The 13,086-nt window shown below is 51.7% G+C and carries 16 protein-coding genes; 5 read left to right on the forward strand and 11 right to left on the reverse strand.

Going from position 1 to position 13,086, the window contains the following annotated elements:
* The first annotated feature begins 63 nt into the window (after positions 1–63).
* Positions 64–477, forward strand: coding sequence for a VOC family protein (locus ACZZ0D_RS14110; RefSeq protein ID WP_053119018.1), 414 nt, complete (start codon positions 64–66; stop codon positions 475–477).
* A gap of 57 nt (positions 478–534) precedes the next feature.
* On the opposite strand, the gene ACZZ0D_RS14115 is transcribed toward ACZZ0D_RS14110, so the two are convergent.
* Positions 535–864 (reverse strand): hypothetical protein, encoded by a 330-nt coding sequence (locus ACZZ0D_RS14115; protein WP_053119016.1) that lies wholly within the window; start codon positions 862–864, stop codon positions 535–537.
* Positions 865–1,060: 196 nt separating this feature from the next.
* On the opposite strand from ACZZ0D_RS14115, the gene ACZZ0D_RS14120 reads away from it, so the two are divergent.
* Positions 1,061–1,339 (forward strand): hypothetical protein, encoded by a 279-nt coding sequence (locus tag ACZZ0D_RS14120; protein WP_463553584.1) that lies wholly within the window; start codon positions 1,061–1,063, stop codon positions 1,337–1,339.
* A 369-nt stretch (positions 1,340–1,708) separates the two neighbouring features.
* On the opposite strand, the gene ACZZ0D_RS14125 is transcribed toward ACZZ0D_RS14120, so the two are convergent.
* The 5 genes from ACZZ0D_RS14125 to ACZZ0D_RS14145 all read right to left on the reverse strand — a co-directional run bounded on the left by ACZZ0D_RS14125 (position 1,709) and on the right by ACZZ0D_RS14145 (position 4,354).
* Positions 1,709–2,554 carry a hypothetical protein gene (locus ACZZ0D_RS14125; RefSeq protein WP_463553586.1) on the reverse strand — a complete coding sequence of 282 codons (846 nt, stop codon included), beginning with the start codon at positions 2,552–2,554 and terminating at the stop codon, positions 1,709–1,711.
* A gap of 87 nt (positions 2,555–2,641) precedes the next feature.
* Positions 2,642–2,956, reverse strand: coding sequence for a hypothetical protein (locus ACZZ0D_RS14130; RefSeq protein ID WP_463553587.1), 315 nt, complete (start codon positions 2,954–2,956; stop codon positions 2,642–2,644).
* Complete coding sequence (locus ACZZ0D_RS14135) at positions 2,947–3,480, reverse strand: DUF2514 family protein (protein ID WP_463553588.1); 534 nt, start codon at positions 3,478–3,480, stop codon at positions 2,947–2,949. Before ACZZ0D_RS14135 ends, ACZZ0D_RS14130 begins: the two co-directional genes overlap by 10 nt.
* Before the next feature lie 2 nt (positions 3,481–3,482).
* Complete coding sequence (locus ACZZ0D_RS14140) at positions 3,483–3,806, reverse strand: ubiquitination-like system serine protease family protein (RefSeq protein WP_463553589.1); 324 nt, start codon at positions 3,804–3,806, stop codon at positions 3,483–3,485.
* On the reverse strand, positions 3,803–4,354 hold the full coding sequence (locus tag ACZZ0D_RS14145) for a glycoside hydrolase family 19 protein (protein WP_463553590.1): 552 nt from the start codon (positions 4,352–4,354) through the stop codon (positions 3,803–3,805). Before ACZZ0D_RS14145 ends, ACZZ0D_RS14140 begins: the two co-directional genes overlap by 4 nt.
* A gap of 129 nt (positions 4,355–4,483) precedes the next feature.
* Between ACZZ0D_RS14145 and ACZZ0D_RS14150 the strand changes: the two genes are divergently transcribed.
* Together ACZZ0D_RS14150 and ACZZ0D_RS14155 are read left to right on the forward strand one after the other, a co-directional pair.
* A complete protein-coding gene (locus ACZZ0D_RS14150) occupies positions 4,484–5,578 on the forward strand; it encodes an acyltransferase family protein (protein ID WP_463553591.1) in 1,095 nt (364 codons plus the stop codon).
* Between the two features lie 247 nt (positions 5,579–5,825).
* Positions 5,826–7,010 carry an acyltransferase family protein gene (locus tag ACZZ0D_RS14155; RefSeq protein ID WP_463553592.1) on the forward strand — a complete coding sequence of 395 codons (1,185 nt, stop codon included), beginning with the start codon at positions 5,826–5,828 and terminating at the stop codon, positions 7,008–7,010.
* Positions 7,011–7,135: 125 nt separating this feature from the next.
* Here ACZZ0D_RS14155 and ACZZ0D_RS14160 read toward each other — a convergent pair whose 3' ends face one another.
* The 4 genes from ACZZ0D_RS14160 to ACZZ0D_RS14175 all read right to left on the reverse strand — a co-directional run bounded on the left by ACZZ0D_RS14160 (position 7,136) and on the right by ACZZ0D_RS14175 (position 10,493).
* Positions 7,136–7,474, reverse strand: a complete 339-nt coding sequence (locus tag ACZZ0D_RS14160; RefSeq protein ID WP_463553593.1) for a tail fiber assembly protein — start codon at positions 7,472–7,474, stop codon at positions 7,136–7,138.
* An 84-nt stretch (positions 7,475–7,558) separates the two neighbouring features.
* Positions 7,559–8,605: a hypothetical protein gene (locus ACZZ0D_RS14165; protein ID WP_463553594.1), complete on the reverse strand. Its 1,047-nt coding sequence runs from the start codon at positions 8,603–8,605 to the stop codon at positions 7,559–7,561.
* A gap of 156 nt (positions 8,606–8,761) precedes the next feature.
* The gene (locus ACZZ0D_RS14170; protein ID WP_463554809.1) at positions 8,762–9,442 is read right to left on the reverse strand and encodes a TIGR02391 family protein; all 681 of its coding nucleotides are present in this window, start codon (positions 9,440–9,442) and stop codon (positions 8,762–8,764) included.
* 73 nt (positions 9,443–9,515) lie between these two features.
* The gene (locus ACZZ0D_RS14175; RefSeq protein WP_463553595.1) at positions 9,516–10,493 is read right to left on the reverse strand and encodes a hypothetical protein; all 978 of its coding nucleotides are present in this window, start codon (positions 10,491–10,493) and stop codon (positions 9,516–9,518) included.
* Positions 10,494–10,535: 42 nt separating this feature from the next.
* Here ACZZ0D_RS14175 and ACZZ0D_RS14180 point away from each other — a divergent pair, with 42 nt between their 5' ends.
* A complete protein-coding gene (locus tag ACZZ0D_RS14180; RefSeq protein ID WP_463553596.1) occupies positions 10,536–12,341 on the forward strand; it encodes a DNA cytosine methyltransferase in 1,806 nt (601 codons plus the stop codon).
* A gap of 40 nt (positions 12,342–12,381) precedes the next feature.
* Here the strand turns inward: ACZZ0D_RS14180 and ACZZ0D_RS14185 are convergent, their stop codons facing one another.
* Entirely contained in the window at positions 12,382–13,068 is a 687-nt protein-coding gene (locus tag ACZZ0D_RS14185) for a DUF6602 domain-containing protein (protein WP_463553597.1), read from the reverse strand.
* Positions 13,069–13,086: the final 18 nt, after the last annotated feature.

Raw genomic sequence — 13,086 nt, forward strand, 5'->3', positions numbered from 1 at the left:
ACCGCCCAACGCGGAACCTGGCGAATAACCGCCGCTCTCCGCGCTACTGCCGGGAGCAGAGACATGAGAATCAACCCGTACCTGATCTTCAACGGCGACTGCCGCGAAGCGTTCACGTTTTACGAACAAGCCTTGCAGGGAAAGCTCGAGGCGATGATGACCTTCGGCGAAACACCCGCCGCCGAGCACGTGCCCAAAGAGCATCACCATCTGGTGATTCACACCTGCCTGAAGGTCGGTGATCAGATGATCATGGCCTCGGACACCACGCCCGACCGCCCGACCCAAGGCATGAGCGGCTGCTCGATTTCATTGAACGTCGACAGCATCGCCGAAGCCGAGCGCGTGTTTAACGCATTGGCCAAGGATGGTCGCGTCGATATGCCACTGGAAGCGACCTTCTGGGCCGCGCGATTTGGCATGCTGGTCGATCGTTTTGGCGTGTCGTGGATGGTCAATTGCGAAAGCGAAAAGTGACACTGACGTTGTGTGAGGCATGAAAAAGCCCAACCGGTTCAGGTTGGGCTTTTTGCGTTAACGCTGGGCCAATTCGTGGCGTATGCACTGTTCGTAATAAATTTGCTTGATCGCCGCCGGTTTGAGCTTCGAGCTGCTGTTGTAGGTCTGCTCGGTGATCCCCATCGCGGTCATGCGCATCCACGGTTGCTTAAACTTGCGCACCTGCAATTGTTTGCGCGCGCCATATAAAGAAACGCCAGACAGCTTGGACTGCTGCGCTCCGGCAGCCATGTCCGAACCCCAGGTGCAGGCAAACTGATGACTTTTGCTTATCTCTTTGGCCTCGACGGTCGAGGCAAAAGCAGCCAGGGAAAGCGTTGCAACGGTGATGGCAATCGTCCGCATATAGCCAACCTAACCTTTTGAAAAAAGGCGATTTTGACCGGATGTTTCCGAACAGGGGGCCAGCAATTTGCCGCCTATTGAGGATTTTTTCAGACAGATAAAAGGACGGTGATGTGTACCGCTCGTCCTACGCGACGCACCTTTGCCTGCGAGACACTTCCAATGCGGTACATCCCCAGCGTGGAAGGCTCAGACCATGAACAAGAAAATTGCCGCTCTGTCGCTCGCCAGCCTGCTTGTGGCCGGCCCTGTTTACGTCTTGGCAAGTGAACAAAACACGGCGGGATCCGCTGCGCCGCCGACCGCCATGCCGGGGGTCAATCAGTCGAAAAGCTCGAAAGCCAACGACGAAAAGGACAGCAAAAAGGGTGAGGAGTCATCAGGTGGGAATGCTGGCGCGCAATCCCATGAGACGGCGAAGGATGCTGCGACGTCGAGTGATTCGGAGGACATTAAGAAAGCGCCGAAACCTTAATGACAGACACAAAAAAGCCGATTTATTTAATCGGCTTACCTGTCTGATTTTACTCAGGAATTATGGTCGGGACGGAGTGATTCGAACACTCGACCCCTAGCACCCCATGCATGCAGAGATCGCTGGAACCCGCCAAACATAAGGCTTCGCGCTAGGCGCTCGCTGCAACGATGCCCAACAGTGCGCAACCGTGTTTTACAAAGTCACTCGAAAAGTCACTGAGCCTTTTTGGGCCCTTCCTCGGCGTTCTGCCGACTGCAACCATCCTCACGATTGACGAATGCTCATACAGACACTCGGCAGGAAAGGCAAATGATAGTGTGCAGCACAACGATAAGGGCGCCAATGGAAGCGTCCTTTACTAATATTTTAATGGCCCACAGCTACCCACTGAATTTCTTTGACCCCCGGAACGCAGGGAGCGCCATTGGCATCTACAAATTTCACCCTCATGCCACTGCGGGTCACCACAAAAGCACAATACACCGCCGGATAAAATTCTTGCCCCAGTTTCTGGGCTGAAAGCGGCAAGCTGTTCAGAAACTCAAAATATGCAGCGTTGTGTTCTTTCTTTCCGTCTATGAGATAGTCTATCCCCTCGAGAATTTCCTTCTCGGATAAGAAGAATAAAAAATTAAGGACGATGGCGTCGAAGGTGTTTCCGCCCTTAAGCGGTACGTTGTAACGATGAAATAACTGGTTTCTAGTCTGGTCGCTAGGTATATGAGATATATCAGAAACGCCCAGCGCCGCGTCGACAATGACTTTCTCAGCGTGCCTAAGAACGGTGCAGCCCGCCCACTCTTGTTTGAGCTCAAATTTAGCCAGTTCAGGGAATCGCTCACTGAGGAAAATATTTCTTTCCTCGTCGTATACGAAGTTACCTTGGCTTATGGCTCCCCGAATCGGAAGCTTGTTTTTGAATCCAAGCTCAAGGAGCAATGACACTGCGCTAACGAAATTGTTTACGTTGTAAACATCGTCAATCGGGCATGACACCAGAACAATCGAATCAAAGAGAAACTGAGAAAATTCGAAGTTTTTTCGGCCAGTGTTGTCACCCTGAACAGCGAAAAATGTCGCGTTTTTTGCTTCATCTATGAAAGAAGCGTACTGCTGATGTAGTGACGCAATGTCTTCGCTTTCGAGGCGAGCCGAGAAGCCAAGGACATCCAAAAAAGCTATCAGTCTGTTTTCGTAGTTGACTATCAACATTTTCCCTCAGGCAAGGCGGTGTAGGTATCCATAGACGTAAGCAAGTTCACGGAACCAGCTAGACGCTGAGGGTAGCGCGGGGCCCACTCAACTGTCACCACGTTGCTGAAGGATCAGCTTCGCCAGGCCCCGCCAAATACGCCCCTCCCGTTCTCGCCGATCGCCTGCAGGGCGCCGCGACGTTCTTCCGTGCCTCGGTATGGCCTTGCTGTTTTCGACCAGCAGCGTCAGCTCCAGGATCGCAACTTCCAGCGCCAATGGATTGTTGTGCAGGCATTTGAGGCCACAGAATCCCCAAAGGAACACGCCGCACAGTTGGTGCCGCTCCAGGTAGAGCCGACTGAGGCGTTCTAATGGTTCATGGCGGATCGCGGCGTCGGCAACATACGCAATCAAGACCATTCGCTCATCGAGCCTTTGGCCACTCCGTCATAGGCTTGCTCACAGGTCAGCCCCCGAGCTCTGGCTTGATCAGCAATTGCAGCCAGCTCGCCCGCTCGCTGGTCAGCGCGCTTGAGCACGTCGGCAAGCACGCTGGCGGCACGGGCATCTGCCTTGCTTGCGGAGGAAGTGCAGGTATTGCCGCTGGCTTCACTGGCTGCGAGTCGACGGGCAAGGTTGTCGGCTGCTCCGCGCAGGCCGTCAGCAGCAGCGCGAGCGGTAGCTGCATCAGTAGTTGCTTGATCGATCGTGCGTTGACCATCTTGAACCGCCTTATTGATGGACTGTTGGTAGGACTGCTCCTTAGTGCGCTCGACGGCCTCATTTAGTGCCCTCGCCTCGGCGTCCCTTGCATCGCGGGCAGTCCATTCCGACTGCCACTTTTCATCCGTGACCGTCACGCCGTGGTGATAGGCGCCGAACAGCGCGCCCAGCACCAGGGCGATTAGCAGCAGAACAAAACCTGCTTTTAGGTAGGTCGTCATGCTCAGCCCTCCCAGTCCGGCAGATCGACCGTTTGTCCGGCGAGAGCATGGGTGCAGTCGTCTAGGAACTGGATCCGGCCATCGGTAACGAACGAGTGACAGACACGCTCCGTACGCCACTCCTTGAACTCTTCAATGGCGTCAGGGTTGGCTGGATATCTGACTAGGATCGAAGGCGTGAAAGTCGGCCTTTCCACACTGCCATTCCAGCCCCAGCGCGGGCCTGTCCCGGCGCCATGCTGAATGGCGTGTGCGCCATCGCAGCCAGGACACCAGAAGGTTGGGCTTCCGCCATCACCCGATAGAACCTTGTAGGACGAGCTCATGCCAGCACCTTCAGCGCTGCCTTATAGAAGGCCTCGCGCTCGGCTAGGCCATTGATCCCGCCGTTGATTCGACGGGAAATGGTTTCGAACGCTCCAATGTCAGCTAGGTCGTTCAACTTCCGCGAATTCCAGAACCACCCCGCCGACTTCGCCGCCCACTCGGCTTGCTCGAGCAGTTCAGGCATACGGAGCAACCGAGCATCACCGAACAGCCCCATGCTGCAAGCCAAGTAGTTGTCGTGCCCAGTAATTTGGATCAGGCCGCGCCCGCGGTACTTCTGGCCGTCACCGTCAGCCCCTGGCGTGTTGCCAAGGCGTTCCGCCAGCGATCCGGTGTCGTACTTGCTCAGGTACTGGTCGCCACCCAGCTCCCGAACGTAGCGGAACTGACCCGACTCATGCCCCACTTGAGCGATGAATGCGGCCATGCGAAGGCGCGTATTGATCTGGTATCTCTCCATCGCTGCATTCAGCGCGGGCGCGAACTTGCCTGCGACCTTCGCCGAATTCGGCAGGATGGCGACAATCTGGATTTCTGTAGCTGGCATCAGTTTTCTCCAGGTGAAAATGCATCCCGACCGCTTTGTCTTGGGTAGAATGCACAGCATCGGATTAGGGGGTATTGGCAATCCTTGTGCCTGCTGTACTCCTTAAATGTTTACTTTTTGGGCGTTTTCATGATCGACAAATCACGTATTAGATGGCTTGATGTGTGTAGGAGCATTGCCATATTCCTCGTCCTCCTATCTCACGGGCGGGTGCTTTTAACACCTATAGCCCCATGGGCTCAGTCCTTTAAATTTGGCGGCTTCTTGGGAGTAGAGTTGTTTTTTGTTCTTTCAGGCTTCCTGATAGGTTCAATAATGATCAAAGAGATAGAGCGCTCAAGCTCCATCAGTGGATGGATACCAAGTTTCTGGAGTAGAAGATGGCTGAGAACCCTGCCTAACTATTTTTTGTTTATAGCGTTTAACGCTTATTTCTCTTTTAACATTAGACCTGCCGAACTACCAAACCTCCTGCAATATTTCACCTTCACGCAAAACTTGGTTAATCCACACCCGGACTTTTTTGGTGAGGCATGGAGCTTAGCAATTGAAGAGATTTTTTATCTACTGACACCAATTATCATAATTACCTTCATGACACTAACTCGTAATTTATCAAAGGCAATTTTGGCGGCGGCCTTGTCGATAATTATTCTGTCAACCGCAGCACGTGCAGGAATGGTATTCGAGTACAACTCAACACTAAGTAGTATAAGAAGTACCTCACTACTACGACTAGATGCCTTAATGATCGGCGTGCTTTGCGCTCTCATCCTCACAAAAAGCACTCTATCGAGAACAACAATCTCGCGATGGGCTCTTATTGCCTCACCGCTTTTTCTAGTGTCTGCCTATATTGCTAGCACCCCCGACTCGTATCTCAACTCAAGCAATTTCCTGAGAGTGTTTTTATTCAATATTGCATCTATCGGGTGTGCGGGCCTCATAATTGCCTTCCTAAACCTCAGAATCCCCAGTGCGATAGATGCAGTAACATCGCGGATCGCCAAGTGGTCGTATTCTGCATATCTAACAAACTTACCAGTTATTTTTGCGATTAAATATTTTTTCCCGGGAGAGGCGCACGGATATGGAGCGCTTATACTTTGGATGTGCTACATAGCAGGTACACTATTTACTGCATTTTTGGTCTATTCTATTTTTGAAATAAGGTTCCTTTCATTGCGAGAAAAACTCATTCCTAGGACACCACTGAAAATCTAATAGCATACTCATGGGAACACGAGCAGCTATCATGGGCCGATGCGTCGCTCTCGGAAATCCAAGGCTCGTAAGAATCCAAAAGCGTCGCGACCAAGTGCTGAGCCTTAGCCCGTGTTGAGCGCATGCAAAAAATGCCCGCGGCTTGGCGGGCATGACGCATCAACAAGGATTTTATGTAGAATGTTTCCCAATAAATCCTGATCAACACTTAAGAATATAACTCCGCCAAGGATTAAGAGCTGGCACAATGCAAACAATCAATCATTTGAAAATTAAAAAAAATAGCGATATTGAAGCACTTCGAGCGCTTGCGATTATACTTGTCATTTTTGCACACATAGCAATTATACTTTCACCAAAATCAATATACTGGCTAGTGCTTGAGAACTTTCGATTCGGCTTTGGCGTAGATATATTTTTTTGCGTCTCCGGATTCATAATCACAAACTCAATCAAGAACGAAATACCAAACTCAAAATCATTATCTTCGCTACTTGGTTTCTCAATACCTTTTTGGGTGAGGAGATTTTGGCGACTTATGCCTTCGGCGCTCTTCTGGATAGGAATATGCTTGACTCTCTCCTATTTCTTCAGCAAAAAAGGAGTATTTCTAGGATTTGAGCAAATTTTACCATCTGCTACCGCTGCGGCACTTCAGTACTTTAACATCATCTACGCGTCTGCTAGAGATGCGGGAACTTTAGGGGACACTGGAATTTACTGGAGCCTATCTCTAGAGAACCAATTTTATTTAGCACTCCCTATAATTGCTGTGCTTTCTGGAAAGCGCTGGATGCCGTTATTTTTTGCCGCAATCATACTGGCTCAGTTCTTTATCACCCGACAACTAATAAAACCAACACCCGAACTATGGGCACTTCGAACCGATGCAATTTCTTTCGGAGTATTACTTGCTCTCTGGCACGGTTCTGACTCACACAAAAGAATTGAGCCAAAATTCCTTAGAAATGGATTTATTACCACTGCATTACTTGTCGGCGTGATTGCCATTCTCGCTGCATTGACACGACCTAACCCACCGCTTCCATTTGCTATGGGAATAACTGCTCTAGGTTCAGCTTTTTTGGTGTGGATTGCCAGCTACAATGCGAATTACTTCACGAAAAATTATTTGATAAATAAAATATCAAACTACATCGGATCACGATCATACGCTATTTATTTGACGCACATGATTTGTTTATCATCAACCCGTCAAATATTTTTTAACGACTTCAACGACCCAACACCTACAAATTTCGACACCCCGCATACAATTTTATATATTGTCTCATTCCTAACAATGACATTAGCCTTATCCGAATTTAGTTACAGGTTCATTGAGGCCCCTCTACGATCTATAGGCTCAGCATTTTCCGAAAAAATAAAGGCAAGAACTTCATCTTCTAGCCCGCGTTCAGCACTGGACTAACCGGTCAGCCAGGAAGCGGTTCGCCGCGACCTCGCCCCAAAACGTTCGGGCGAGGATGTCGCGGTCTTTTTCGGATTCGGTCATCAGTTTCTCCAGGCAAAAAAATACCCTCTCGATGGCGGGCTTCAAATATCAGGTAGTACCGGCCAATCAGGCGTCTCAGGCCAGCCGGGGCGCTCCGGCGTTTTGCTCAGCGCAATCAGGTAACGTTTCCATGCTTTCCACACCACACGGTCGGCTTCGCTGATCTCTTCGATATCGACGGCCGCCTGTAAAGGACTGATTTTTTCATCAGCTACTGATCGCAGCTGTGTGGCCATGTTTTGAGCCATTCCCACCGACTCATTCTTTGCTGCAACCTCGACAAGCCAGCCAGGAAGCGATTCGACGTAGGTCTCGCCCACAGCAAGTTCAATATCTGGTGTTACCTGGCGCCAGCCTGAATCTGTAATTGCGTAAGGCATTATCTATCCATCCCATAGCCAGTAACGTCGATAAAAAGAGATCCTCCTGGGCTGGCGGTGCAGTACTGAATACGCTGCTGCGAGTCAGTCGCGAAATCGAGCTGGTATCGAGAACCAACATCGAATGCAGTCATGGCAGGGGAATCTATGCCTGGCATAGCAAGCAGACCCACGGCCACGTTTGCGGCCCCCCTGAGGCACGCTGTTTGAGTCGAGATTGGAACTACCGAGGCTAATGAGATAGTGGTATAGGAAGTGGAAGTGGCCTCCTGCCAAGACCCTGAAGGGCGCAGCTCCTGTAGTTGCTGCATACAAAAGCATGTCTGTGCTGAGCATCTTGAACGGGTAAAACAACCCCGCTGAGCTTGTCCTCAGCGCAAACAACAACCGGCGCGATGAATCACCCAGCTTCGGCCGTGCTTTACCGAAATAAGGATCGCCGGGGTAGGTAATGACTCGCTCAATAGCCGGTGTGCCGGCGTTGTCGTACAGGTAGAAGTAATAGAAAGCGTCAGGGGTAAGCCCAGATTGGCCTGTAAGCGTAATCGGGCTGGCAATCGACAGCACTTTGCCCAGAGACGGCACGTAGGCCGACCCGGAGCTGATGGTAATGGATGTGGTGGTTACCCAAGTTGGGAGCAATCCATCGATGTAGCCTGGGGAAACGCCACCCTGCGCCGCTGTGATCGCTTTTGTCAGGCTGTTCAGCTCGGTGATATCCGAGTTTGCACCAGACTTTGCGGCACCCAATGCATTGCGTGCAGTCGGCTGGTCAGTCCCGCCAGTCCCACCTTTCCCTACTGGCAAGATGTCGTAGTTGCCGGTGGTGCCCAGTGCGGCCAACTTGGCGCCGTACGTGTTGACCAAGCCTCGCAGTGCATCAGCTGACTCCTTGACGTAACCTTGCATGGGCGCCAGTGCATAGCTGCCGACAGCAGCAGTAGCGCCGCGATAGTTAGGCGATATCGACATAGCAGTGTCGCTGGCGATGTTGGTGACTTCGTACCATCCACCGTCCGGGCCGCGAAAGGCATCACCGACACGGCTGTTTGCGATGAATGCTGTGCCGGAGCCGAGTACTGCATTGGAATTTTGGACGACAGAAACCGTTCCGGTTTTATACCAGGGCATAAACTTACTCCCTTTAAATTATTTTATGCGCCGAGCTTGGCGAACATGGCAGGAAGCCAAAAGGCATAAGGGTTTGCAAGACTAATTGTCACAGCATACAAAACCTTATTCGGGAAATCCCACCATGTATAAAGTGAGCGACCAATATTGTCGCCACTATTTATTCGCATAAATCAACGTATTTGCCATCTCCACTACGCCCCGCGCTTGAGAAAATGTTGGCTGATAGTCGCTGTGGTTTAACTTGTTCCGATATGAAGCATAAAAACCCGCTACCAAATTGCGATAGGCTGTTTTTTCCTCCTGCGGTAGCACTACTGGATTGGAGCCTAGGCTTCTAGTGAAAATATCGTTCACCAAGTTTTCGCCATCAGTTCCATCGGGAATTCCAAATATCCTTCGAAGCCGAGAAGATAGCACTGGAAAGGTTGCACGAATAACTGAGGCGTAGTCTTCAATTTCGAAAAGCCTTGATGTTGCTTGCGCTAGGCGAGAATCTAAATGATCCGGGGTGGATGCTTGGAGTAATAGGAAGTCGGCGAACACAGGTAGGTCGCTATAAACAATATCGAAAGCATCACTTTTGCTAAATACTTTCTCGCCACGCCCAAGGTTTCTCTCCATAAAGGTCATATGGCGGCCTAAAGCTCGGCAATTGCTCCATCCTGGATCTGTCTCATCCACGAGGGGTTTTATGCGACGGGCAAAGAACTCAAAGCGCCTCAATAGGGTGGGTTCATCCTCGTCATCCCAATTTTGAAGAATTTCCAAGGCGACTTTGTACGCTTGGTGATACTCGCTAAGTTGACTAATACCGACCACATACACCTCCCGCATCCGGCTCCATGCCGGGCCGAACACAAATACCCCATTTCAACTAATCACGCCAGCCGGCGAGGATGCCCTAGGCCTATTCACAACATCGCCAGCAAGCGCGGCGCCGCCACCTTCTTTGCCACCGTAACCGACCCCCACAGTCAGATACGCCGACAAGGTCAACGCCATAACACACGGTATTGACCGGATGGTCGACTGGAGCAACACCGCACGAGGTGGCCGCCAGTTCGACATGGTCGACTTTATTCGCAGGACTGGCTTTCAATTTCCCTTTCGCCTCCACTTCTGATTGAACTCTGCCTGCCAGTTTCTGAAATGCGGCCGACTTTTTAAGGTCTGAAGAAACAAACATGATTTGTGTGTTATGAAACTCGAATGGAGTTCGAGCCACAGAGCTTATTGATCGGCCAACATACATGGTGAATTTCAAGCCAAGCAGACTGAATGAGTGCAGTCGATCCGGCCCACTCCTCCCTGAAATAGGAAACGTCATTACGGCTGAAGTATCTAAATCGGAGTTCACATCAATGAACAACAACACGTTATCCAATGCTTCCTTGCCTAACAAAAAGCTTCTGAATTTTGATTCGTAATGATTCCCGAGTGCGCGTTTGTAAGCGTCCCCTTCATAGCCCCAATCCCATACCTGCGCCCTCCAAAAAATGCTCACCGCAAAGTAGAAAATCGAGTCCACAACGCCTGTGTCCAGCAACCGACTGTCGTACATATCGAATCTCTCACCTTTAGAGATTGTTGCCTCGGAATTTAACAGGTTCAGCAACGGGAACCCGGATGCAGTAGCCCAAAGCTGGCCCATCCTCTTTTCGCCATTTTTCGAGAAAAGGTCTTCACACTCGATACAAAGTAACGGGCGCTTGACTTGCCTATCTGTTTGGATAGCGATTTTTTTTCGCAAGTTAATCAATACGGGTGGCCCATCACCCGTTTCTTCGGTTCCTCGAATATGAGGGTAAGCCGCCGCTGGCATAAAGTGGCTATCGATAAGCTTGCCTTTTTCTTCCCTACAAAGTGCGCAAATCATAACGCTCACCCCTAAAAATCATTCGGCCAAATATACCGACAAGGATTCCCTATGTCCGCACAACAGAAATTGCCTCAGTTCATCCATGGACAGCCGAGCATGGGTCTGCCGTTCGAAAAGGAACTGGTGGTCGACCTGTTCGCCGGCGGCGGTGGTGCAAGCACCGGCATCGCCCGGGCATACCGGGAGCCGGATGTGGCGGTAAACCACAATCCAATCGCCTTGGCTGTGCACCGCGCCAACCACCCGACGACAGCGCATTATGTCGCGGACGTATTCGAGGTCGACCCTCGCGAAGCCACCGGAGGCCAGCCGGTGGCGATCATTTGGGCCTCGCCAGATTGCCGTCACCACAGCAAGGCCAAAGGTGGCGCGCCACGCGATCGCGGGGTTCGCGGGCTTGCATGGGTAGTGATCCGCTGGTTGTTCGTGACGAAATCGCGACTGCTTTTCCTCGAAAATGTTGAAGAATTCTGCGACTGGGGCCCAATCGACGATGACGGCCAGCCCATCAAGTCCGAGCGCGGTCGTACCTTCAAAGCGTTCATTGCCGCAATCAGCACCGGCCTACCCGCTGATCACCCGGACATGCCGGAAATCATTGAGGCGATCGGAGAGTTTGTGCCGATGGACGCTCTGGTACGCGGAATGGGCTACAACGCTGAGTGGCGGGAGCGCATCGCGGCGAACGCCGGTACCCCAACCATCCGCAAGCGGCTTTATCTTGTGGCTCGCAGCGACGGCAAGCCGATCGTTTGGCCGGCGCCGAAGCGTCACAAGCGGCCAGCGGCGAAGCAATTGCCATGGCGCTCCGCGGCCGAATGCATCGACTGGAGCAACCTCGGCCGCACGATCTTTCGTGAGAAGCCGATGGCCGAGAACACCATGCGCCGCGTGGCCAAGGGTTGCTGGCTTCATGTGCTCACCAGTGCGAAGCCTTTCATCGTGCCGATGCGCGGCACCTCATCGGCGCACACCAGCACGCACGGCACCGACGAAGCGCTTTCCACGATCAGCGCGGGCGGCACTCACCACGCGCTGGTGCAGCCCGTTGCGGCGCCCTTCCTCACCGAATGCGCGAACGGATCAGCTCAGCGCAACTTCGACGTGCAGGAGCCGCTGCGTACGCAGGGCGCTCAAGTCAAAGGGGGTCACTTCGCGATGGCAGCATCACACATGACCGCATTCGGGCAAAACGCAGTGGGCGGCTCCCCTGACGATCCAGCGCAGACGGTTATGGCTGGCGCTGCTCGGCACGGCATCGTCACAGCGTTCTTTGAACAGGCCAACGGCGGCTTCTACAAAGGCGACGGCCGATCGGCTTACGATCCGATATCGACAATCTGCCAGTCCGGCGCCAATCAGCGCCTGGTGAGCGCTTACCTAGTGAAGTATTACGGCAACGAGAAGGACGGTATTTCGCTCAATGAGCCGATGCACACGCTGCCGACGAAAGATCGCGTTGCGGTCGTCGAGACGGTGCAGGTGCCCGACACGCTGACTCCTGAGCAAATGGAAGGCGCCCGGCGCTGCGCTGCCTTCATGCACAAATACCTGCCGGAGCATTTCAAAGACCCGGCTGAAATGGTGATGGTCGACGGCTATGTGCTGATCGATATCACATTGCGCATGCTGCAACCGCCTGAGCTCAAGGCCGCTCAAGGCTTCGACAAGGACTACATCATCGATCGCGGTCTGTTCGTCGACCCGGTCACCGGCGTCGAGGAATGGCGCGACATCAAGAAGGTCGACCAGGTGCGGCTGATCGGCAACAGCGTCTGTCCAGACGAAGCCGAGGCACTGGTCGCAGCCAACGCCGCAGACATAATTGAGCTATATCAACAGTTAGCGGCATAAAAATCACCTTCGGCGGGCAGCAAAATTAGATGCTGGTGAGTTATGAATCAAACCAGTCAGCTGGTTTAAATTCCGCTCTCGACTTAGCTGCCTCTCCGATCCTAGCGATAAATGTGCCGATAAATTTTTTGATACCATCATCGCTATCTAGATAATGCTCAAACTTCTGAGTTTTACAGTTGTAATACCCAGCCCCATCAACATACAAGAGCGCTGGATTATCCAACAATATTTCTGATTTTCGATAAGCCGATTTTAAATCTTTTATCTCGGTTCTAAAACCGAACAAACCGCAAAGCGGGTAGTACCCTCTTCCTCCAGGAAGGTTTCCCGGAGAAGCGAGCTTCAAACCACTTGGATTATCAGGATGCAACGCTAAAACTAAATTTGAAAACTGGCGAATAGAACTGGCATCCACGACGCTTTTTATTTCCATAGCTCTCAAAACAGAGTCGAGAGGATAAATACCGTGATCACCTCTATTTAGGAGCGGCGGCATATTCATTTTATCATAAACAATGATATCAACTTGCGGACTCTGGCGACCCCAGCGATCCACAATTATTCCAGACCCAACACCAAACTGAAAAGGAAGAAACGCTTCGAGAAGGCTTTTAACAAACTGCTCCCGAAAGCCTCCTTTTTCGCCGTTGTGATATAGATTACTTGTTGCCACAAATAGGCTCTTTAACTCCCGAACCTTCGCTTTAAAAATATCATCAAACATAACGCCCCCACATTCCAA

The sequence above is a fragment of the Pseudomonas sp. AC193 genome (assembly GCF_979258075.1).

Coding starts and splice junctions, on each gene's coding strand:
- ACZZ0D_RS14110 (WP_053119018.1), top strand. CDS start 64: ATGAGAATCAACCCGTACCTGATCTTCAACGGCGACTGCCGCGAAGCG.
- ACZZ0D_RS14115 (WP_053119016.1), bottom strand. CDS start 864: ATGCGGACGATTGCCATCACCGTTGCAACGCTTTCCCTGGCTGCTTTT.
- ACZZ0D_RS14120 (WP_463553584.1), top strand. CDS start 1,061: ATGAACAAGAAAATTGCCGCTCTGTCGCTCGCCAGCCTGCTTGTGGCC.
- ACZZ0D_RS14125 (WP_463553586.1), bottom strand. CDS start 2,554: ATGTTGATAGTCAACTACGAAAACAGACTGATAGCTTTTTTGGATGTC.
- ACZZ0D_RS14130 (WP_463553587.1), bottom strand. CDS start 2,956: ATGGTCTTGATTGCGTATGTTGCCGACGCCGCGATCCGCCATGAACCA.
- ACZZ0D_RS14135 (WP_463553588.1), bottom strand. CDS start 3,480: ATGACGACCTACCTAAAAGCAGGTTTTGTTCTGCTGCTAATCGCCCTG.
- ACZZ0D_RS14140 (WP_463553589.1), bottom strand. CDS start 3,806: ATGAGCTCGTCCTACAAGGTTCTATCGGGTGATGGCGGAAGCCCAACC.
- ACZZ0D_RS14145 (WP_463553590.1), bottom strand. CDS start 4,354: ATGCCAGCTACAGAAATCCAGATTGTCGCCATCCTGCCGAATTCGGCG.
- ACZZ0D_RS14150 (WP_463553591.1), top strand. CDS start 4,484: ATGATCGACAAATCACGTATTAGATGGCTTGATGTGTGTAGGAGCATT.
- ACZZ0D_RS14155 (WP_463553592.1), top strand. CDS start 5,826: ATGCAAACAATCAATCATTTGAAAATTAAAAAAAATAGCGATATTGAA.
- ACZZ0D_RS14160 (WP_463553593.1), bottom strand. CDS start 7,474: ATGCCTTACGCAATTACAGATTCAGGCTGGCGCCAGGTAACACCAGAT.
- ACZZ0D_RS14165 (WP_463553594.1), bottom strand. CDS start 8,605: ATGCCCTGGTATAAAACCGGAACGGTTTCTGTCGTCCAAAATTCCAAT.
- ACZZ0D_RS14170 (WP_463554809.1), bottom strand. CDS start 9,442: ATGCGGGAGGTGTATGTGGTCGGTATTAGTCAACTTAGCGAGTATCAC.
- ACZZ0D_RS14180 (WP_463553596.1), top strand. CDS start 10,536: ATGTCCGCACAACAGAAATTGCCTCAGTTCATCCATGGACAGCCGAGC.
- ACZZ0D_RS14185 (WP_463553597.1), bottom strand. CDS start 13,068: ATGTTTGATGATATTTTTAAAGCGAAGGTTCGGGAGTTAAAGAGCCTA.